Source organism: Hymenobacter psoromatis (genome assembly GCA_001596155.1).
Classification (GTDB): domain Bacteria; phylum Bacteroidota; class Bacteroidia; order Cytophagales; family Hymenobacteraceae; genus Hymenobacter.
Map to the genome: position 1 here is coordinate 2,034,179 of CP014771.1, position 20,487 is coordinate 2,054,665.

22 protein-coding genes, 1 tRNA gene and 1 pseudogene are annotated in these 20,487 nt (G+C 59.3%); 6 read left to right on the plus strand and 18 right to left on the minus strand.

The window, feature by feature from the left end:
- Positions 1 to 149 precede the first annotated feature (149 nt).
- The 7 genes from A0257_08620 to A0257_08650 form a co-directional block, all read right to left on the minus strand.
- Positions 150 to 485, minus strand: a complete 336-nt coding sequence (locus tag A0257_08620) for a hypothetical protein (protein ID AMR27158.1) — start codon at positions 483 to 485, stop codon at positions 150 to 152.
- A 263-nt stretch (positions 486 to 748) separates the two neighbouring features.
- On the minus strand, positions 749 to 1,618 hold the full coding sequence (locus A0257_08625) for a formate dehydrogenase accessory protein FdhD (protein AMR27159.1): 870 nt from the start codon (positions 1,616 to 1,618) through the stop codon (positions 749 to 751).
- Positions 1,619 to 1,736: 118 nt separating this feature from the next.
- Complete coding sequence (locus tag A0257_08630) at positions 1,737 to 2,849, minus strand: lipid-A-disaccharide synthase (protein AMR27160.1); 1,113 nt, start codon at positions 2,847 to 2,849, stop codon at positions 1,737 to 1,739.
- Between the two features lie 90 nt (positions 2,850 to 2,939).
- Entirely contained in the window at positions 2,940 to 3,353 is a 414-nt protein-coding gene (locus tag A0257_08635; protein AMR27161.1) for a 6-pyruvoyl tetrahydrobiopterin synthase, read from the minus strand.
- Between the two features lie 69 nt (positions 3,354 to 3,422).
- Positions 3,423 to 4,427: an iron ABC transporter permease gene (locus tag A0257_08640; GenBank protein ID AMR27162.1), complete on the minus strand. Its 1,005-nt coding sequence runs from the start codon at positions 4,425 to 4,427 to the stop codon at positions 3,423 to 3,425.
- 3 nt (positions 4,428 to 4,430) lie between these two features.
- Complete coding sequence (locus tag A0257_08645; protein AMR27163.1) at positions 4,431 to 4,631, minus strand: hypothetical protein; 201 nt, start codon at positions 4,629 to 4,631, stop codon at positions 4,431 to 4,433.
- Complete coding sequence (locus tag A0257_08650) at positions 4,628 to 5,293, minus strand: hypothetical protein (GenBank protein ID AMR27164.1); 666 nt, start codon at positions 5,291 to 5,293, stop codon at positions 4,628 to 4,630. The genes A0257_08645 and A0257_08650 overlap by 4 nt, the downstream gene beginning before the upstream one ends.
- 156 nt (positions 5,294 to 5,449) lie before the next feature.
- Between A0257_08650 and A0257_08655 the strand changes: the two genes are divergently transcribed.
- The 4 genes from A0257_08655 (at position 5,450) to A0257_08670 (ending at position 7,833) form a co-directional block, all read left to right on the plus strand.
- Positions 5,450 to 6,418 carry an ADP-L-glycero-D-mannoheptose-6-epimerase gene (locus A0257_08655; GenBank protein AMR27165.1) on the plus strand — a complete coding sequence of 323 codons (969 nt, stop codon included), beginning with the start codon at positions 5,450 to 5,452 and terminating at the stop codon, positions 6,416 to 6,418.
- A 22-nt stretch (positions 6,419 to 6,440) separates the two neighbouring features.
- The gene (locus tag A0257_08660; protein ID AMR27166.1) at positions 6,441 to 6,755 is read left to right on the plus strand and encodes a hypothetical protein; all 315 of its coding nucleotides are present in this window, start codon (positions 6,441 to 6,443) and stop codon (positions 6,753 to 6,755) included.
- On the plus strand, positions 6,752 to 7,051 hold the full coding sequence (locus tag A0257_08665) for a hypothetical protein (GenBank protein AMR27167.1): 300 nt from the start codon (positions 6,752 to 6,754) through the stop codon (positions 7,049 to 7,051). The genes A0257_08660 and A0257_08665 overlap by 4 nt, the downstream gene beginning before the upstream one ends.
- Before the next feature lie 323 nt (positions 7,052 to 7,374).
- Positions 7,375 to 7,833, plus strand: a complete 459-nt coding sequence (locus A0257_08670; protein ID AMR27168.1) for a hypothetical protein — start codon at positions 7,375 to 7,377, stop codon at positions 7,831 to 7,833.
- Positions 7,834 to 7,864: 31 nt separating this feature from the next.
- On the opposite strand, the gene A0257_08675 is transcribed toward A0257_08670, so the two are convergent.
- The 3 genes from A0257_08675 to A0257_08685 all read right to left on the minus strand — a co-directional run bounded on the left by A0257_08675 (position 7,865) and on the right by A0257_08685 (position 10,386).
- Positions 7,865 to 9,559 carry a peptidase S41 gene (locus A0257_08675; GenBank protein ID AMR27169.1) on the minus strand — a complete coding sequence of 565 codons (1,695 nt, stop codon included), beginning with the start codon at positions 9,557 to 9,559 and terminating at the stop codon, positions 7,865 to 7,867.
- 102 nt (positions 9,560 to 9,661) lie between these two features.
- Entirely contained in the window at positions 9,662 to 10,027 is a 366-nt protein-coding gene (locus tag A0257_08680) for a hypothetical protein (GenBank protein AMR29684.1), read from the minus strand.
- Between the two features lie 200 nt (positions 10,028 to 10,227).
- Positions 10,228 to 10,386 carry a 50S ribosomal protein L34 gene (locus A0257_08685; protein AMR27170.1) on the minus strand — a complete coding sequence of 53 codons (159 nt, stop codon included), beginning with the start codon at positions 10,384 to 10,386 and terminating at the stop codon, positions 10,228 to 10,230.
- Positions 10,387 to 10,597: 211 nt separating this feature from the next.
- On the opposite strand from A0257_08685, the gene A0257_08690 reads away from it, so the two are divergent.
- Positions 10,598 to 12,334 carry a peptidase M61 gene (locus A0257_08690; GenBank protein AMR27171.1) on the plus strand — a complete coding sequence of 579 codons (1,737 nt, stop codon included), beginning with the start codon at positions 10,598 to 10,600 and terminating at the stop codon, positions 12,332 to 12,334.
- Positions 12,335 to 13,213: 879 nt separating this feature from the next.
- Here the strand turns inward: A0257_08690 and A0257_08695 are convergent.
- The 4 genes from A0257_08695 to A0257_08710 all read right to left on the minus strand — a co-directional run bounded on the left by A0257_08695 (position 13,214) and on the right by A0257_08710 (position 15,386).
- Positions 13,214 to 13,462, minus strand: a complete 249-nt coding sequence (locus A0257_08695) for a hypothetical protein (GenBank protein ID AMR27172.1) — start codon at positions 13,460 to 13,462, stop codon at positions 13,214 to 13,216.
- 91 nt (positions 13,463 to 13,553) lie between these two features.
- Positions 13,554 to 14,105 (minus strand): hypothetical protein, encoded by a 552-nt coding sequence (locus tag A0257_08700; protein AMR29685.1) that lies wholly within the window; start codon positions 14,103 to 14,105, stop codon positions 13,554 to 13,556.
- Positions 14,106 to 14,285: 180 nt separating this feature from the next.
- The gene (locus A0257_08705; protein AMR27173.1) at positions 14,286 to 15,215 is read right to left on the minus strand and encodes a sugar kinase; all 930 of its coding nucleotides are present in this window, start codon (positions 15,213 to 15,215) and stop codon (positions 14,286 to 14,288) included.
- Between the two features lie 97 nt (positions 15,216 to 15,312).
- A tRNA-His gene (locus tag A0257_08710) sits at positions 15,313 to 15,386 on the minus strand.
- A 229-nt stretch (positions 15,387 to 15,615) separates the two neighbouring features.
- Here A0257_08710 and A0257_08715 point away from each other — a divergent pair.
- The gene (locus A0257_08715) at positions 15,616 to 17,037 is read left to right on the plus strand and encodes a DEAD/DEAH box helicase (GenBank protein AMR27174.1); all 1,422 of its coding nucleotides are present in this window, start codon (positions 15,616 to 15,618) and stop codon (positions 17,035 to 17,037) included.
- 190 nt (positions 17,038 to 17,227) lie between these two features.
- On the opposite strand, the pseudogene A0257_08720 reads toward A0257_08715, so the two are convergent.
- From A0257_08720 to A0257_08735, 4 genes and pseudogenes are all read right to left on the minus strand, one after another.
- Positions 17,228 to 17,902: pseudogene (locus A0257_08720) on the minus strand (aquaporin).
- A gap of 214 nt (positions 17,903 to 18,116) precedes the next feature.
- The gene (locus A0257_08725; protein ID AMR27175.1) at positions 18,117 to 18,548 is read right to left on the minus strand and encodes a hypothetical protein; all 432 of its coding nucleotides are present in this window, start codon (positions 18,546 to 18,548) and stop codon (positions 18,117 to 18,119) included.
- A 277-nt stretch (positions 18,549 to 18,825) separates the two neighbouring features.
- The gene (locus A0257_08730) at positions 18,826 to 19,464 is read right to left on the minus strand and encodes a uracil phosphoribosyltransferase (GenBank protein AMR29686.1); all 639 of its coding nucleotides are present in this window, start codon (positions 19,462 to 19,464) and stop codon (positions 18,826 to 18,828) included.
- 38 nt (positions 19,465 to 19,502) lie between these two features.
- A complete protein-coding gene (locus A0257_08735; GenBank protein ID AMR27176.1) occupies positions 19,503 to 20,453 on the minus strand; it encodes a hypothetical protein in 951 nt (316 codons plus the stop codon).
- Between the last annotated feature and the right edge of the window lie 34 nt (positions 20,454 to 20,487).

Consider the following 20,487-nt stretch of genomic DNA (forward strand, 5'->3'; position numbering starts at 1 on the left):
ACGCTCGCCGCTTTTAGGCTTGTTTTCAGCCTGCTGCTCCGCTGGATTGCTGGCTTTGGTGGGGTCGTTGGCGGGGGAATCCTGCATGGGATAGTAGAATAAAAAGTAGCGTTTGCAAGCTAACTGCCCCGCCCAGGTTTTGCCTGAAGCTAGTGACGGCAGTCGAGGTCTTTCTCTACCAAGATACGTAATTCCTGGTTTTCAGCCACCAAAACCTGCTCGCTAAAGCCAATGTTTTCGGTTTCAGTCCATTCGCGGGCAATAGTGGCCGGCACTTGCACGGCCAACCAGCCAGCTTCGTACTGCACCCGCACGGCCGCAGCCGGCGCGGCATCGGGCAAGCGCTCCAGCGAATAGTGCAGCGTGGTGGCGGGGGTAGGGCCAAACGCAACGGTGTAAGCTACCTGGCCGGTGCGGGCAAACTGCGCCACCTCGGCCTCCGATAGGCGCAGGCGCAGCGAGTTTTCTTCAAGTCTTAACTTCATAAATCACGGATTAAACGGGTTTGAGCGGATTTCACGGATTTTGTGGACGGCGCTGGTGGCTTCGTTGTTAGCTTGGCCAGAAAGGGGCGTATTACCAAAGAGCGCCGGACCATTCGAAAATTTATTATTTCCATCCTACCCTACCCCAGCAAGCCGAAGTCTGAAGGCCGAAGCTAATTCAACCAACAACAAAGCCAACCACTCACCCAAATTACTCGCCACCAGCGCCGTCCACAAAATCCGTGAAATCCGCTCAAATCCGTTTAATCCGTGATTCGGTGAGCGTGCGTGTAAATGTTAAACCGCTCTTGCCGCACGAACCCTAAAAGCGTGAGGCCAAACTCCTCGGCCGCTTCCACGGCCAGGCTGCTGGGCGCACCCACCGCCGCCAAAATCGCTACCCCCGCCACGGCGGCCTTCTGCACCAGCTCGAAGCTGGCCCGGCCGCTGAGCAGCACAATCTGCTGGTTCAAAGGTAGTTGCCCGGCCAGCAGCACTGCCCCCACTACCTTGTCGAACGCGTTGTGGCGGCCCACGTCTTCGCGCAGCAGCAGCAGCTCGCCCGCCGCCGAAAACAGCGCCGTGGCGTGCAGGCCACCGGTTTGCTCAAACACGCGCTGGGCCGCCCGCTGCCGCTCGGGCAAGGAGTGGATGAGGGCGGCCGATACGCGCGGGCTGTCGGCCGGCGGGGGGGTAGGGAACGAGCTGGCGCGCACCGCCTCGATGCTGGTTTTGCCGCACACCCCGCAGCTCGACGTGGTGTAGAAATGCCGCTCCAGGCGGTTGAGGGCCACGGCCACGCCGGGGGCTAGCTCGGCGCGTATCACGTTGCCGCGCTCCTTGGGTCGGCGCGGGTCGGCGCGGTGCTCAATCGATTCTATATCAGCCGCTTGCTGTACCAGGCCTTCGCTCAGCAGGAAGCCCGCCACCAGCTCGGCATCGTGGCCGGGCGTGCGCATGGTCACGGCCAGCGTGTGCGTGAGGCGGTGGTCGGCGGGGCCATAGCCCAGGCTGATTTCGAGCGGTGCCTCCACGGCCAGCAAATCAGTCGCCGCCGTAACGACCTCGCCCACCACGCGCTGCACGGTGGTGCGCTCAGCGCTAGCAAGGGACGGCGGCTGGGGGGTAGGCATGGTTGTAAGTTTCTGGTTCTTGGTTAGGCTGGCTCACGCGCCGGCTGCTTCTGCGTCTTCTGCGTAAACCTCCGCGTCCTCTGCGGGCTAAAAAACGCAAGGAGCCGACAACGCAGCACTAAGCTACCTGCAAGTAGCTCACCATCAAGGCGGCAGCCTGGCGGGCGGCGCTGTGCTGGCCCAGCTTCTGGCGCAGCTCGGCGTAGCCGGCGCGCTGCCGGGCAATGTACTGCTGGTCAGTAAGCAGGCGCTTGAGCTCATCGAGCAGGTTGCGGGCCGTGAAGCCACCCTGGATAAACTCGGCTACCACCTCGCGGCCCACGATGAGGTTGACCAGCGAAATGTACGGCACCTTTATAACCGCCTTCACAATGAGGTAGGTGAGGCCGCTGGTGCGGTAGCACACCACCTGCGGCACATTGAACAAAGCTGTTTCGAGGGTAGCCGTGCCGCTGGTGACGAGCGCCGCGCTGGCCCGGCTCAACAAGTCAAATGCCTGGTCAAACACTAGCTTAATTCCATTGCGCTCAAAGTGTTGGTAATATGCGCGGTCGAGGTTACTCACGCCTGCCACCACAAACTGATACTCCTGAAACGCGGGTAGCACGGCCAGCATTTCGTGCAACATCTCCTCGATTTCCTGCTTGCGTGAGCCCGGCAGCACGGCAATAATCTGGCGCTTGGGGTCGAGGCCATGCTGGGCCATAAAGCCGGGGTCAGGCTGGAAATTCGCCACCTCATCGGCCGTCGGGTTGCCGATGTAATCTACCTTGTAATCGAAGCGCTGATAGAACTCCTCCTCAAAGGGTAGAATCACGAACATCTTGTCCACCAGCACTTTTATCTTCTCTACCCGGCTCTGGTTCCAGGCCCAGATTTTAGGTGAGATATAGTAAAACACCCGAATGCCCTGCGCCTTGGCCCAGGCCGCCATGCGCAGGTTGAAGCCACCGTAATCGACCAATATCAGCACATCGGGCTGGTAGGCCAGAATGTCGGCCTGGCACTGCTTCAAAAACCCCCGAAATTTGAGCAGGCTGGTCGCGGTTTCCCAAAAGCCCATCATGGCCAGTTCGCGGTAGTGGCGCACTAGGTGGCCGCCCTCCGCCTCCATCAGGTCGCCGCCCCAGTAGCGAAAATCGGCGCCAAGGTCCTGAGCCTTCAACTCGCGGAGCAGGTTGGCGGCGTGAGTGTCGCCGGAGCGCTCGCCGGCAATGAGGTAGTATTTCATCGTAATTATGCATTTGGAATTAGGAATTATGAATTGTTTCTCAAGTCATTGCGCTTCGGCAGACTCAATTCATCATTCATAATTTCGGCGTTAGCCGAAGTATTCCACTGCGTTGCGGGGCGTTTCATATAGTTTGACGCAGTGCAGCCGGGCCGAGCTGATGGCGGGTAACTCGCGCTCGATAATCTGCCAGAAGGCCACGGCCAGGTTTTCGGTGCTGGCCAGCTGGCCGGCCAAAAACGGCACGTCGAGATTAAGGTTTTTGTGGTCTACCTGGTCGGTGATGTGCGTGCGCAGCAGGTCGCTTAAAGCCTTGAGGTCCACCACGAAACCGGTGTCGGGGTCGGGCTGGCCCTTCACGGTCACTATCATCTCATAGTTGTGGCCGTGCCAGTTTTCGTTGGCGCAGGGGCCGAATACTTCCGCGTTGCGCTCCGGGCTCCAGGCGGGGTTGTAGAGCTTGTGGGCGGCATTGAAGTGCTCGCGGCGGCTGACGTATAGCATAAGGGGTTCCTGGTTTCTGGTTCCTAGTTGATGGGTGGTTACTAGTTGATTAGAACTAGTAACCCGCAACTAGAAACTCTTTTTCCGCAGCAAAGATACAAAAAACGGCACCCCCAGCAGGGCCGTGACCAGGCCCACCGGCAGGCCAGCGGGGGGGTAGAGCAGCCGCGCCAGCAGGTCGCAGGCCAGCAGAAAGCCGCCACCCAGCACCGCGCAAAACGCCAGATTAGCCCGGCCGGCCGTGCCCAGCAGTCCCCGCGTGAGGTGCGGCACCACCAGCCCCACGAAACCAATTGGCCCGCACAACGCCACTACCCCCCCCGTGAGGGCCGCCACCAGCCCCAGCAGCAGCCACCGCAGCCGCGCCACCGGCAGGCCCAGCGCCTGCGCCCGCTCCTCGCCCAGCAGCAGCAGGTTCAGGTCTTTTTGGAGAAAAACCAGCAGCCCCAGGCTGGCCACCAGCACGGCGGCCGGGTAGCTCAGCACCACCCAGCTGGCCCGCTCAAACGACCCGAACGCCCAGAAAACCACCGTCTGCAAATTGCCCTGGTCGGCCTTCAAAAATGTAATGAGCGAGCCCGCCGCCGCCGCCAACGCGCCCACCCCTACCCCCCCCAGCAGCAGCGACGCCGGCAGCACCCGCCCCCGCCGCGAGCCAATGGCCACCACCAGCACCGTGGCCAGCAGCCCGCCCGCCAGGGCCGCCAGCGGCGGCAAATACAGCCCACCCAGCGTGAGCGCCGGAAAAAACAGGTAGGTAATAATCGCCCCCAGCGACGCCCCCGACGCCGTGCCCAACAAATACGGGTCGGCCAGCGGGTTCGTCACCAGCGTCTGCAGCAGGTAGCCGCTCAGCGCCAGGCTCGCGCCCGCCAGCCACGCCAGCAGCAGGCGCGGCAGCCGCAGCTCCACCAGCACCAGCTGGGCCGGGTCGGTGGGGTCGTAGTGCCGCAGCGTGCGCAGAATAAACGCGTAGCTGGTGACGTACGAGCCCACGCGCAGCCCCAAAACCAGCAGCAGCAGCGTGAGCAGCGTGCCCGCGAGCAGCCAGCGGCCGGGGTGCGTAGCGGGCATAGCTTAGTTCGTTAAAAGAGCGCGCAACTCACGCACCGCTTCCACCACGCGGGGGCTCGGGCGCTGGAGCAAATTAGGCGTGGTGGCGAATACGCGGCGGTTCTGGTAAGCGCGCGTGCGCCGCAACTCGGGGTTATTCTTAAAAAACGTGCTGTCGAGCTTCCCAAACCGGCCGCCGAGCAATACATCCGGGTTCAGCTTCAAAATATACTCCCGCGTGAGGGCCGGAAAGGGCTGCGGGAAGGTATCGCGCACCGCATTTTGCCCGCCCGCCAGCCGAATCTCGTCCGTGAACAGCGTGTTCTGACCGTAGGCATAAATCGGGTCGGCCGAGGCCAGGGCCAGCACCTGGGGCCGGCGGGGGGGGGGGTAGGGCCGGCTGCCAACTGGTCGAGCTGCGCTTGCAGCGAATCGGTGAGGTGGCGGGCCTGCGCCGGGCGGCCCAGCAGCCGGCCCAAGTCGTTGAGGCCGCGCAACACGTCGGCCACCCGCCGGTATTTCTGGTAATAGACCGGGATGCCGAGCTGCCCTAGGCGCGCCGCCGCGTCGGGCGGCGTCATGCCTTCTACCGTAAAAACTACGTCGGGCCGCAGGGCCACGAGTCGCTCCAAATCGAGGGGGTAGGAGCTCACCAGCGGCTTGCGCAGCGCGGCGGCCGGGTAGTCGTCGGCTTGGGTGCGGGCAATGATAGTGGCCGTATCGGCCACGGCATACAGCATTTCGGTGAGGCTGGGGGCCAGTGCCAGCACCCGGCGCGGGTGGGCGGGCAGGGTCAGCTCCCGGCCCAGGTCGTCGCGCACTTGCACGGTAGCCAGGGGGGTAGCCGGTTTATTTTCGGACTGGCAAGCCACCAAACCGGCCAGCAATAGACTACTAATAAGCCAAACGCGCATGGCCGCAAAGGTAGCCCGAACGGGCGCGGCAGGGTACCTTTGAATAGCGGAGGGTAAGCTTTGGCTTGCCGCTCGTAATTCAGTAGGATTTCGCCCCACGGCAAGCTAAAGCTTACCATACATTCTGTTATGATAGTCGTCACCGGCGCCGCCGGCTTCATCGCCAGCTGCCTTGTCTCCCGCCTCAACGCCGCCAATTTCAACGATTTGGTGGTGGTTGACAACTTCGCCATCGAGAAAAAGCTACCCAATATATTGGGCAAAAAGTTGCGCGAGTACGTGGACCGCGAGGAGTTTTTCGACTGGCTCGCTGCCCACCACGAGCAGGTGGAGTTCGTTTTCCACCTCGGTGCCCGCACCGACACGGCCGAGCAGGACCCCGCCGTTTTCGACGTGCTCAACCTCCACTACAGCCAGCAGATGTGGCTGGCCTGCGTGCGCTACAACCTGCCGCTCGTGTACGCCAGCAGCGGTGCCACCTACGGCGACGGTCGCCTCGGCTACTCCGACCAGGACGACGCCCTACCCCTCCACCTGCGCCCGCTCAACCCCTACGGCGACTCGAAAAACGACTTCGACAAGTGGGCCCTGGCGCAGGAAGAAAAGCCCTATTTCTGGGCTGGCCTCAAGTTTTTCAACGTTTACGGCCCCAACGAATACCACAAGGGTCGCATGGCCTCGGTCATCCTGCACGCCTTCCGCCAGATTCGCGAAAACGGCAGCATGCAGCTCTTCCGCTCGCACAACCCCGAATACGTGGATGGTGGCCAGATGCGCGACTTCATTTATGTGAAAGACGTGGTGGAAGTGTGTTACTTCCTGCTGCACCACCGCACACACTCAGGCCTCTACAACCTCGGCACCGGCCAGGCCCGCACCTTCCAGGACCTCGCCCTCAACACCTTCGCCGCAATGGGCCAGCCCGCCGACATCCGCTTCCGCGACACCCCCGAGGACATCCGCGACACCTACCAGTACTTCACCGAAGCCGACATGCGCAAGCTGCGCAGCATTGGTTACGACCTGCCATTCGCGTCGCTGGAAGAAGGCATCCGCGATTACGTGCAGGGATACTTGGTGCCAAACACGTATTATTAAGCAACCCTTCGCTCCCTTCGCTATGGCCTCCCCCACTGCCACCTGCCCGCGCCCGGCCAAAAAGCCAGCAGCTCCAAAGCTAACCGCCGCCGCTGTTGAAGCTACTGCCGATGCCTTTCTGGCCGCCTTCAAAGCGCTGCCCAGCAAGGTGCAGTGGCGCGTTGTGCAGTTGCTTGAGGAGTATGAAGACGAGCTCGACGAAGCGCAGCTAGCCGCTGACAAGGCAGCAAACCCGGAAGATTATGACCGGAAAAATTCTATTACCCTTGAGGAATACTTGCAGGAAAGAGAGGTGCGAAATACGCAAAGCAATGGCGAACAGTCACTTGCTGCATGAAAAAACCGCTATCTCCTAAACTGACCGCTGACACAACCCGCCGCTATACCGTTAAGCTAACGAAAACGGCCCAGAAGCAATTAGATAAGTTACCAGACACCCAAATCGAACGCATTAAAGTAGAATTGCTCGAACTCGCCAGTAATCCCCGGCCTTCCGGTGTTAAAAAGTTAAAAGGCCAGGAGGGCTACCGAATTCGGTTTGGTGACTACCGAATTATGTATTCCATTTTCGACGACGTTCTGCTGGTCGAAGTAGTGAAAGTAGGACAACGCGGAAATTTCTACAATAAGTAGGTAGATGTGCCCGATTGAAGCGAGTCTAAATGAACCATGTTCCTACTGGTCAGAAGAATAGTTACAGTATCGCACCTGAGCACAGTACTTCACCGAGGCCGACATGCGCAAGCTGCGCAACATCGGCTGACCACCCGTTCGCGACGCTTCAAAAAGGCATCCGCGATTACGGGCAGGGATATTTATTGGAAGGCGCTTACTATTAGCATTTACAAATACTTGCCAGTAGCATGTATGATTTAGAATTGCTCAAACTTCACTTAGAAGCACATTGGGGCAAAAGTACTGGCCAGCAATTTTGCATTCCAGACCCGCATAGAAAGATGCCTATCGCTTTCCGAGTGCTGGAATTTCCCCCTGGCGGAGCTCATGATTTCTGGATTTACTCTACGCTCGGTATGTCGATTGATATGGATGACCATTGCATAGAGCTACACGTATTTTCTCAAAACCAGGATGTTGGTTTAGTTGAATTACTGACGGTTACCGCATCATTTCATCGTAACGATACTCCTTTAGACTTACATCACAGCGTTTATATTGGCCAACCCTGGCAAGATAATTCTTTATGTGACCACGCATTTCTGTCGTTGCCATACCTAGACGGAGAAGAACTGGAAGTTATCAATTTTAATGATAACCACCTACAAAATCTTTGGCTCCTACCTATCACTGAAGGTGAGCGAGATTATAAAATGGAGCACGGTTGGATTGCCTTGGAGGAATTGTTTGAAACCAACAACCTCAATTACTTAGACCCTAACAGAGCTTCTTACGCATAAAAAAAGCAGACCAACTGGTCTGCTTTTTTTTCTATTTAGTCCCCGCCGACTTCGTCGCGCTGGCGGCCCTACCCCCTGGTTTTAGCAGGGCGGCGTAGCGGTTAGGGTCGTTGAGCACGGCCACGGCGGCCTGGATATTGGGGTCGTCGTCGAAGCCTGCTTCGGTGCGGCCCTTCTCGTAGTAGTAGCGCGAGGCGATTTCTTCCTCCAGCAGCTCCCGGATTTCGGGTTTGAAGCGCTGCAAGTCGTTGGTTTTGTTGGCGGCTACTTTGCGCTTGATGGCGTCCAACTCGGGCTTCACGTCTTCGTAGTGCTTCTCTTCCTTCACCTTTTTGGTGAGGTCGGTGAGCACACGCTCGGCGTCGGTGCTGTAAGCCATGCTCTTGCCTTGCAGATACGTAACAAACTTCTGATAATCAGCATCCGACAGCTTGAATTCGCGGGCCGGCGCGATGGTAGCGTGCTCGGCGCGGTAGCGGGTAGCGTAGTCGAAGAGGTAGCTCTTCTGGATGAGCACGCGGGTGATGTCGGCGATTTCGCGGTCCTGTATATCAATGTCTGGGGCCACGCCGCCACCATCGTACACAATGCGGCCGGCAGCAGTTTTGAAGGCTGTGCGCAGCGAATCCGGGAATTTGCTCAGCGCGCCATCGTCAGCGCGGTGTGAGTAGTCGATTTCCTGAATGCAGCGTCCGCTCGGAATGTAATACTTGGCAGTCGTCACCTTCAGCTGCGAGTTATAGCTCAGCGGCCGGGTAGCCTGCACGAGGCCCTTGCCGAAGGTGCGCTCGCCCACGAGCACGGCGCGGTCGTAGTCCTGTAACACGCCCGACACGATTTCCGACGCCGACGCCGAGCGGTTGCTCGTGATGATGGCAATCGGTATCTGGGTATCGAGCGGCACGTCAAGGGCCTTATACGTCTTGTTCCACTCCGTCACTTTACCCTTAGTGCTCACCACGTCGAGGCCCTTGTCCACGAACAAGTTAGAGATATTCACGGCCTCGTTGAGCAACCCGCCGGGGTTGTCGCGAATATCAAAAACCAGCTTTTTCGCGCCTTTCTCCTTGAGCTTTATTACGGCGTTTCGCACTTCGCGGCCGGCATCCATCGTGAAGCCGCCCAATTGAAAATACCCAATGTCGTTGGTCAGCATGCCGTAGTAGGGCACGTTGTCCACCTGAATTTTATCGCGGGTAATATCGATTTGGACCGGCTTATCCTGGCCGTAGCGCGTCACCATCAGCTTCGCCACCGAGCTGGCCTGGCCCTTGAGCAGCTTACTGATATCGGCGTTCGTCTTTTTATCAACGTTGATGTTGTTGATAGTCAGGATTTCATCGCCAGGTAGCAAGCCGGCCTTTTGGGCGGGGTAACCCTCGTAGGCGCTCTGCACCACCGTTTTGCCGTTGCGCTTCACCACTACCGCCCCAATGCCGCCGTACTGGCCGGTCGTGAGGGTGCGGAAGTCCTCAATATCGTCCTCGGGGATGTAGTTAGTGTAGGGGTCCAGCGATTTCAGCATCCCGTCGATGCCCGTTTTCACCAGCTTGCCGGGCGTAATCTCGTCCACGTAGTACGTGTTCACTTCCTTAAAGAGGGTAGCGAAGATGTCGAGGTTCTTGGCAATCTCAAAATATCGCTCGCTATCGGACGCGGCCCGAAAGCTAACAAGGCCGAGCGCGCCCAGACCCAGGGTAGCGAGTAATTTTTTACGGTTTGTCATCGGGCAGAAAGATAATAAAGAATGCCGGAGGAAACGCTACCTAAATAGCGATTCTCATTTTCTCCCAATTCATTCTTCGTTTCTTAGTGAAGAGTTGCCTACCTATGGTGCAGGTTGCACCGTGGCTTCGGCCAGCAAACGATTCAGCCCGGAAATTAATTTTTTTTCTATCAGCCCCAGCTCACTTTTTTCTTTGCCCGTGTACAAAATACCTAACAGCGCCACCGGATGGCCGTTTTCGGCTTCCAGCAAGCGGTATTTATTCAGGCGGTAAGCCTCGCGCATCAGGCGCTTGAGGCGGTTGCGGTCCACGGCCCGCTTAAACGTGCGCTTGGGCACTGTGATGAGTACTTCGGGGGGGGTAGTGGTGCGCGCCGATGCCGGCAGCCAGGTAAGGCGCAGCGGATAAACCCCTAGCGACGGGTTCTGGCGATTAAAAAGCTGCTCGATGCGCTTTTTGCTGCACAGGTGCTCCGCTTTGGGGAAAGTGTACGTTCGGCCAGTGGGCGGCGGCGCGCTGGCGGCGGAGAGCTCGGTCACGATAATAGAAATAGCGAAGCCGCATTGTGGCGGAGGTTATTCCTGGCCAAGCCAGAAAATTACCTACTCCAACAATGCGGCTACCTGCCAGCCAAACGCTATCAGCTAGCTACTAACAGCTTGACAGCCTAGCGCTTGTGACGACCTTCGTCCGATACGGTGAGGCGCTTGCGGCCTTTGGCGCGGCGACGGGCCAGCACGTTACGGCCGTTAGCGGTTTCCATACGGTTGCGGAAACCGTGCTTGTTGCGGCGCTTGCGCTGCGAGGGTTGATAGGTACGTTTCATGTCCGGTCAAATTGCGAGTTGGGCCGGCAAAGGTACGAATTTCGTTTTAGAATAGCAAGGGCTGAACGATAATGTAAAACGGAGTGGCACTCCGTTGCCAGCAAGCCGTAAAACAGGGGGCAGGCTGCCCTACCCCCCCTGCCTTGCCGCAACCTGCGCCCAAACGGCGCGCCGCGCCATTTTACTTTGCCAGTCGCCTTCAATTTCGTCCATGACCTACTACCACGTTTCCTTCGAAAATCCGCTCACGTTTTACCTTCAGATTCAGCTTATGGTGGAAGTGCCGGCCGAGGCTGACGGCCCGCTGGCCTTACAGCTGCCTGCCTGGCGGCCAGGTCGTTATGAACTGCAAAATTTCGCGCAAAAAATCCAGCGCGTCGAAATCAGCGATGCCGAGACGGACGTGCCCCTACCCTACCGCAAAGTGACCAAGGACCGCTGGGAGGTGCCCGGCGCGGCGGGCCGCAGCGTGCGCGTGCGCTACAATTTCTACGCCCACCAGATGGATGCCGGCGGCTCGTGGCTAGATGCCACGCAGCTCTACCTCAACCCCGTGCAGGCCCTGATGTATGCCGAAGGCCAGCAGGATGCGCCCTGCCAGCTCACCCTGGACCTGCCCGCCGACTGGCGCCTGGCCTGCGGCCTGCCCCAGACGCTGCCCAACACGCTGCAAGCCAGCAATTTTGACCAGCTGGCCGACTCGCCGCTCATTGCCAGCCCCAGCATTCAGCACCAGCAATACGAGGCGGGCGGCGTGCCCTTTCACGTGTGGGCGCAGGGCGAGGAAGCTTTGCCAAACTGGCCAAGGCTATTGGCCGATTTCAAGGCGTTTTCGGAGGAACAGATTCAGCTGTTCGGCAGCTTTCCAGTGGCTGACTATCACTTTCTTAACCAATTTTTGCCCTACAAGCACTACCACGGCGTGGAGCACCACAATTCGACGGTGATTGTGCTGGGTCCGGCCGAGGCGCTGATGCACGAGGCGCTGTACAAAGAGCTGCTGGGCGTGAGCTGCCACGAGCTATTTCATACCTGGAACATCAAGGCCATTCGCCCGGCCGAAATGCAGCCCTACGACTACGCCCGCGAAAATTATTTTCGCACCTGCTACATCGCCGAGGGCATCACGACCTACTACGGCGAATATTTGCTGGCGCGCAGCCGCGTGCGCACGCCGGCCCAGTATTTTGAGGAACTGAACGGCGTGCTGCGCAAGCACTACGACGACGTAGGCGGCCAGAACCTGAGCCTGGCTGATGCCAGCATGGACCTCTGGCTCGACGGCTACCGGCCCGGCGTGCCCGACCGCAAGGTGAGCGTCTATCACAAGGGCGCGCTGGCCGCGCTGCTGCTCGACCTCACCATCCGGCAGCTGCACGGCCACGACCGCAGCCTCGACGACGTGATGCGCCGCCTCTACGACGACTTTGGCAAAACCGGCATCGGTTACACTGATGAGGACTATGCCCGCATTGTGAGCGAAGTAGCCGGCCGCAAAATGCAGGTGTATTTTGATAAATTTATCAACGGTACCGCGCCCTTGCAGGAGCCGCTTGACAAGGCGCTGCACACTGTCGGTTGCCAGTTGGTGGCAACTGAAAACGCTTCGGCTTCGGAGGGTATTTTCGGCTTTCGCACGGTGGTGAAAAACGAGCGCACGGAGGTAACTTACATATGGCCCGGCTCGCCGGCCGCCGCCGCGCTCACCGTCGATGATGAAATCGTGGCCATCAACGGCCGCCGCGTCGATATGAATCTGCAAAGCCTGCTCAGCATCGACGCGCCGCACTACGAGGTAGCCGTGTTTCGGCAGAATCGACTACTGGTAGTGGAGCTGGCTGCGCAGCGAGGGGTAGGGTTTGGCCCGCGCTACGCGGTGGAGAAGCTGGCGGAGGCCGACGAGGCGCAGCGGGCGGGGTTTCAGAAGTGGATGGGCTGGGCATTTTAAGCAGCTTGCTTCCCAGCCTTTAAGTTTATACTTTTCCACTATGAAGCACTCTTATTGGCTGCTGCTGTTGCTAATTGCGTGCGAACACGCCAAGCCTGATTCTCAAAAATCGAGCTTTCAGGCCAAGCCTCATCATACTGAAAAACAGCCAATCGTTGCAGCTGAGCCTACCGTAGCTTTTACCTCCGGCGACCGCGCTACCAATGGGCTAAATGATACGCTGCACGTCAGTCAGGGTATCGTGCTTCGGTTGGAACCAGGTAGCAAAAGTGACTTTGCCAAAGTAGCGCGCAGCCAGCCTTCGTTTTCTGAGACTCACCTCATCCGGCAAAAAGGTAACGGTCGGGTATATCGCGTTGACCATACGCTGATAATACGGCCTTTTAACGGGCCAGCGCTACGCTTTTCCGACGATACTCATCAAATGCGGGGGGATGAAAATGAGGATATGGACACTCGCTGTGAGTTTTTGGGTAGTGTACCCGGCCAGTCGATAGCTTGCAATATGAACGTTATCAACCCTTTCTCATCAACAAATATTCGGGCCGCGCTACCTTACTCTCCTGGGACCCAGAAATCTCGCCTAATCGGCAATTTCTGCTTATTGCTACCCCCGGCTTAGATATCGAAAGTTTACTTAATGGACTTGAGTTGCTCACCATTTCTGACCATGAAGTGAATTCTTCATGGACTAAAACACTGAATAACTGGCAGCCGCAGCAAGTGCGGTGGCTTGACAACCACACGATAGCTATTGAGCAGTTGCGCTTCGAGCCTAAAGTGGATACCACTTACGTACGGCTGCTGCTTCCCAACTAAAAACGCCCCGCTTCATCGGTCTGTCGATGAAGCGGGGCGTTTCTTTGAAAGGTGTGGCCCTTAATGCTTGGCGTCGCCGCCTTTGCCCACTTTGCCTTTGTTGACTGACATTGGCTTGTTGCCCTGCGGGTTGCTGCGAATTTTGTTGACCCCGCTGCCGGCGTCGTTGCCATCGGTAGTGTTGCCGTGACCTGATACCTGATTATCGTTCGGGTTTTGCACCTGGGTGCTTTTTTTCTTGGTATTCTCGAACGGGTCAACGGACGTCTTTTTGTCCTTTGGGTCGGAGTTTTTATGAGCTAATGACATGGCGGGAAAAGGATTAGTGAGCGTGTCCTTAGTGTACCCGCCAACGAGCCGCAGGGTTGCCCCTACCCCCCGTTTTCTTGCCGAAGCCGGCTTACTCGGCCAGCTTCTCCAGCGCCGCCCGAAACGCGGGCGTGTCGTAGTCGGCCATGCCATCGTGGCGGTCGGCCAGCCGCCCGGCGGGCGTGAGGATTACCGTGGACGGAATGGAGGGCGAATCGAAGGGCGCGGGCAGCGGCGCGGCCGGAAAAAACACCGGCAGTGTGTAACCCTTGCGCTTCAATAAGGCCCGCGCTTTATTTGGATTCTCATCGAGCGAGATGAGCACGAAGGCGACTTTGGCGGTGTCCGTTTTTTGGTAGAGGGCTTGCAGGCCGGGCATTTCGGCCAGGCAGGGCGGGCACCAGCTGGCCCACAGGTTCACGAGCACCACCTTGCCCCGAAACTGGCGCAGGTTGGCCGGGTGGCCAGCGAGCGTGTACAGCGGCAGGGGGTAGGGATAGTCGGCGCGCGCACTGGCAAATTGCACGGGCAGCGCCGCCCTACCCCCGTCTGGGGCCGTGGGCGGCGCAGCGCGCCACAAGCCGGTTGCCAACAGGCCGCGCTGCAACGTGCTGAGTACGGGCAGGCGCAGGTCAGTCGTCATCACCACCGCGAAGGCGGCGAGGAAGACGATTTCGCCCAGGTTTTTGCGTAGCCAGGAAGGCATGATTAGGGTTTCTTTTCTGTCATTGCGAGCAGAGCGAAGCAATCGCACCTGAACGACCGGCGTAGGTATCGTTCGGGTGCGATTGCTTCGCTCTGCTCGCAATGACGCCTGTTGAAACTACGCCGTGACGCCCATTGGCTGCACGCGCACCAACTCTTCAAACTGCGCTTCGCGGGCTTCGATTTCTTCCTGCGTCAAGTTTAATAACCGCTCGGTGCCGAATTTTTCGACGCAAAACGAGGCCATTGCCGAGCCGTGGATGACGGCGCGCTTGAGGTTTTCGAACGAGCAGTCGTCGGTGGCCGCGATGTGGCCGATGAAGCCGCCGGCAAAGGTGTCGCCCGCGCCGGTCGGGTCGAAGACTTCTTCGAGGGGTAGGGCCGGGGCGAAGAATATTTTATTCCTGTGAAAGAGCAGCGCGCCGTTTTCGCCCTTCTTGATGACCAAAAACTTTGGCCCCAGAGCCAGGATTTTGCGGGCGGCCTTCACCAGCGAGTGCTCACCGGACAGTTGCCGGGCTTCCTCGTCGTTGATGCTGAGCACGTCAATCATCTCGATGGTGGCCAGCAGGTCGTCGGGGGCCGAATCCATCCAGAAATTCATCGTGTCGAGCACGATGAGCTTGGGGCGGTTCACGAGGCGCTCAATGACAAGGCGCTGCACCTGGGGCGCCAGGTTGCCCAGCATCAGGTACTTGCAGTCCTGATACGCATCGGGGATGAGCGGGTCGAACGAGCCGAGCACGTTCAGCTCAGTCGTGATGGTTTCGCGCGAGTTGAGGTCCTGGCTGTACTTGCCCGACCAAAAAAACGACTTTTCGTCGGGCTTGATTTGCAAACCTTCGGTATCAACACCGTGGGTTTCCAGAATCTGAATGTCGGACGGCGGGAAGTCGCCCCCCACCACGGCCACCAGGTTCACGGGCTTGGTCGAGTACGAAGCCGACAGGCTGATATAAGTAGCTGCGCCACCGATGATTTTGTCGGTTTTGCCAAAAGGAGTTTCCAGGGCGTCGAAGGCCACGGAGCCGATTATGAGAAGGCTCATTGCGGGAAATTAGAGAGGGTAGAGAAGTAGGCGATGGATACCCAACTATTCAATTAACAAAAAAGTCCCCGGATTCGCATCCGGGGACGTTGAAGAGGGTAAATAATGGGGTTCGAACCCACGACCTTCGGAATCACAATCCGATGCTCTAACCAGCTGAGCTATATCTACCATGTGTGCTTTGGGAGTGCAAAGATACGCAGGGTACTGAAATTTGCAAAGAAAATCGTTTGTCCTTGCGAGCGAAGCGCGGCAATCGCACCCGAACGATAGACGCACGACCGGTGTGAGTTTCGTTCGGATACGATTGCCGCGCTTCGCTCGCAAGGACAAACGATTCTATTACGCTCGCCCCAAAGAAGAAACAGGATGCGCAGCAAAATATCCCGACCTTTGCCACATGGACACCCCATTTGCCTTCGCCGACTTTAAGCTTAACAAGCAATTACTCACCGCCGTAGCCGAGGCGGGCTTCACCGAGCCCACGCCGGTGCAGGTGCAGACCATTCCGCTGCTGCTGGCCGGGCACGACGTGCTGGGCATTGCCCAAACCGGCACCGGCAAGACGGCCGCTTTCGGCCTACCCCTGCTCATGAAGGTGAAGTATGCGCAGGGCGAGCACCCGCGCGCCCTGGTGCTGGCCCCGACCCGCGAGCTGGCCATTCAGCTCGAAAAACACCTTAAAGCGCTGGCCACCTACACCGATTTGCGCATTTATGCCATCTACGGCGGCTTGGGGCCGAAGACGCAGATTGAGACTATCAAGGCGGGGCTGGATATTCTCATCGCTACCCCCGGCCGGCTGATGGAGATTTATCTGAAGGGCGACCTCATGCTGAAAAATATTCAGACGCTGGTGCTCGACGAGGCCGATAAGATGATGGACATGGGCTTTATGCTCCAGATTCGGGCCATCTTGGAAATCATTCCGCGCAAGCGCCAGAACGTGCTTTTTTCGGCCACGATGCCCGAGCGGGTGGCGGTGCTGAGCGAAGAATTTCTGGAATTTCCGGTGCGCGTGGAGGTAACGCCGCCGGCCCAAACAGCCCAGACCATCACCCAGAGCCTGTATGAGGTGCCCAACCTGGCCACCAAAATTAACCTGCTCGAATACCTGCTGCACCGCGACGCGGCCGAGATGACGCGGGTGCTGCTTTTTACCCGCACCAAGGAAAACGCCGACCAGGTGGCCGCCTTCCTCAAGCGCAAAGCGCCCGTGGGCGAGGTGCGCGTGATACACGGCAACAAGGGCCAGAATGCCCGCATGAACAGCATGGACGCCTTTAAGGAAGGCGGTGTGCGCTATTTGGTGGCTACCGACGTGGCGGCCCGCGGCATCGACGTGCCGCAGGTGAGCCACGTGGTGAACTTCGACGTGCCGCTGATTTTTGACGACTACGTGCACCGCATCGGGCGCACCGGGCGGGCGCGGCACGCGGGCGCGGCCATCACCTTCGCCGACCCCACCGAGCGCCAGCACATGGAGCGCATCGCAGAGCTTATCAATCAGGAAATTCCGCTGCTGACCATCCCGGAGGAAGTCTCGCTGACCAACACGCCCTTCATCGAAAAGCAGGTGCAGGACCGCACGCTCGACGAGCAGCGCCGCCGCCAGGACCCCGATTTCAAGGGGGCTTTCCACGAAAAAAAGGAGTGGATAAAGCCCGGCGTGACGATTGATAAGCGCACCGGCAAAGCCTTCGAAGAAGGCAAGCACCACAAGAAAAGCCAGAAGGGCAACAAGAAAAACCCTGGCAAAAAAGGCGCTTCGGCACCGGGCATGAAGGCTATCCGGGCGCGTCCCAAGCGGCGCAGTAGCTAACGGGCTGCCCACTGGCACAAAAAAGAGCGTCGCGCAAAGTTGAAACTTCGCGCGACGCTCTTTCTTTTCTACCCCCCCCTTACAACGGCGGAGCCGGGTTACTGGACGTTACGTCGCCGATGGTAGTGGTAGCCCGTGAGATATACTGGGCCGAAGCCGCCACTGCCTCAGTGCCATCGCTGCCCGTGAGCCACTGGTACGAGATGCCCGCCAAGGCCCCCCCCAGCAGCGGTGCCACCCAAAACAGCCACACTTGCTGCAAGGCCAGGCCGCCCAGAATCAGGGCTGGACCTAGCGAGCGGGCCGGGTTGACGGAGGTGTTGGTGACCGGAATGCTGAGCAGGTGAATAAGGGTGAGGCCCAGGCCAATGGCAATGGGGCCGAACCCCTTGGCCGCCCGCGCATCGGTAGCGCCCAGAATAATGTAGAGGAAAATCATCGTCAGCAATGTTTCGGTGACGAAGCAGGCGAGCAATGAGTAACCGCCCGGCGAGCCCGCACCGTAGCCATTGGCAGCCAAGCCGTTGGTAGCTATGTTGTAGGCTGGCGAGCCCGAGGCAATGACGTAGAGCACACCCGCCCCCGCCAGGCCGCCCAGCACCTGCGCCACCCAATAGGGCAGCAGGTTGCGGCCCGCAAAGCGCCCACCCAGCCACAAGCCCAGGCTCACGGCGGGGTTGAAGTGACCGCCCGAAATGTGGCCAAACGCGAATGCCATCGTGAGCACCGTGAGGCCGAAGGCCAGCGATACGCCCAGGAGCCCGATTCCTACTTTGGGGAAGCCGGCCGCCAGCACGGCACTGCCGCAACCTCCCAGCACCAGCCAGAAGGTGCCAATAAATTCGACGGCCAGCCGACGCGATATAGCCGCCTGCACGGGGGCTGGCTCGGCCGGTAGCTCCAGCGCAACGGGAACAGTAGTAACAGCGGACATAGAATGAGAATAGGCGTGAGTGTAAACTCTCTTTAGCCCGCCTTTTTGTTGGCAAAAAGGCGAAGTAACGCTTATACGAAATGACCTGACTGGCAGCTATTTCTTATAGATGCTTTGCAACGAATCTCAGCGATGCAACGCGTAGCTAATGGTGCAGTATGTGCCCGATGCGAACGCTGGCCAGCGTGAGCACACTACCCCACAGCACAGCGCTCCAGAACATGTGCAGCATAATGCGCTGGCGCGGCACGCCCAGCAGGGTGGCCACCACGGTGCCGCCGATGGGCGAAAGCAGCACGGGTGTCAGAAACGCGATGCCGCCCATGCCAAAGCGCTTGAAGACCTTGATGATATTGCGCGAACGCTTGGAAAAAACCGGCACCCGGCGCAGGCGGCGCTGCTGCTGCCGGTGCCGCACCCAGGCCCTACCCACCCCCGAAATGATGAAGACGCTCGTCATCATACCCGCCACCGTGAGGCACAGCGTGGGCCAGAAACCCAGCCCCATGCTACTGCCCGCTAGCGGGCCACCCAAAAATTTTACGGTGCTGAGCAGAAATACAGTGGCAAGCTTCATGGCAAAATGTAACACTAATACAGGAATAACAATAAAATAGCTGGCAAACCTGCTTGATGAGACAGGAATGGCAACAAAAATAGACAATTTCCTGTATCAGTTTACGCGCTAGGCCTCGAAATTTTAGTTATCAATGTACTATGCTGCTTTCGTGCCGGATTTCGCAGCGGTCGGCCGAGCTACATTTTTTAGCTTGAAGACCCTACCAATTCGGTCAGCAAAAACAGGCACTTAATGAAGGTACAACAGCACCAGGAAATACTCCCTACTTACAATCCTAAATTTTACTACCAAAAGCCAAGTCGCCGGCATCGCCCAGGCCGGGGATGATGTAGGCCTGCTCGTTGAGCTTTTCATCGACGGCCGCCAGCCAGAGCGTGGCCTCGGGAATTTCGCGCATGACGTAGGCTACCCCCTCGGGCGAGGCGATAACGGCCGCGATATGCACCTGGCGCGGCGTGCCGAAGCGCAACATGGCGCGGTAGGTTTGCACCAAGCTTTTGCCGGTGGCCAGCATGGGGTCGGCCAGGATGAGCACGCGCTCATCGAGGCTGGGCGCGGTGAGGTAGTCGAGCTGCACCTGCACCTGGGCCGTGCCCTCAATGCGGTAGGCGGCGGCAAACGCGCTGGGGCTCTGGTCAAAATAATTGAGGAAGCCTTGGTGAAACGGCAGGCCGGCGCGCAGCACGGTGGCCAGCACCGGGAAATCGCGGAGCAGCTGGCTCGGGGCCTCGCCCAGCGGCGTGCGCACGGCCTGCGGCGTGTAGCTGAGCTGGGCGCTGATGCGGGTGGCCATAATTTCGCCCAGGCGCTCCAGGTTGCGGCGGAAGCGCAGGCTGTCCTTCTGCACGTCCACGTCGCGGAGCTGGGCCAGAAAATGGTTGGCGATGCTGGGCTCGGCGCACACCACGTGCAGGCGTTCGGGCAGCGGGGGGGGGGTAGGGGCAGCAGAAGTCAGGGGCGCATCCATGAGGAAAACCAGTTGGGGGGAGTGAGGGTCAGGGCAGCGTATAGTACGGGCCGCGCCCCGAAATTGGCGAAGAAACGCCCAATCCCCGGCAACGTGCCTCCTTCAAAGTCAAACACCTGGCCCGGCTGGCCCGCGTGCCGGCGAATGGCATCATCGAGGAGCAGCATGGGCGCTTTGGCCGCGCGGCCGGCCGGCGTAACCGCCGCAAACAGGTAAATAACCCCGCCGCCGTGGCGCACGAACAGGGCACCGGCGAGCAGCTCGCCAGTGGCTGGCTGGCGCACTTGCCGTATCTCCGCCACGCCGCGCAGCTGGGCGGCCCGCACCAGCCGCCGCAACAAGTGGTAGTGGCGCGCCCGCAGCCCCGTGTCGGCGGGCCCACGATAGGTTTGAAACAGGCGAATCAGCTCTTCCATCTCCGCCTCCGAGCCCTCGGCAGCGCCCAGCGGCTGGGGCAGCAGCTGGTTTTTCCGCAGCCGGCGGCGATACTCGGCCGTGTAGCCTTGCAGCAGCGCCGGGTAGGCGGGCGCTAAATCGAGGTGGTAGGTGAGGCGCTCGGTGGCCTCGAAACCGGGGGGTAGGGCGGGCAGGGCCACGCCGGGCGGCAGCTGCTGGTAGAGCTGGCGGCAATACGTGGCGGCCAGCCGCAGGTAGTCGGCCAGCTCGTGGTGCTGGCTGGCGGGCGTCAGCACCAGGCCTAGCTGCTGGGTGAAAAGCGGCTGGTACGCTACCCTACCCCCCGGCCGCCACTTGGTGGGCAGCGGCAGCAGCGAGCGGTATTCGCCGGCCGGCCCCAGCTCGACCACGGCCGCCCAGCGGCCAGCCGTGGCGTGCAGCCACCACGCCTGCACGTAGGGCAGCGCGCCGGGGCTGGCAGCCACGCAGGCTTCCCAGTTGATGAGGTCGAGGTCAGGAAAGCGGAGCAGATGCAGCATTCTCTAATGGGTAGTGGGTAGTGGGTACTAAAGA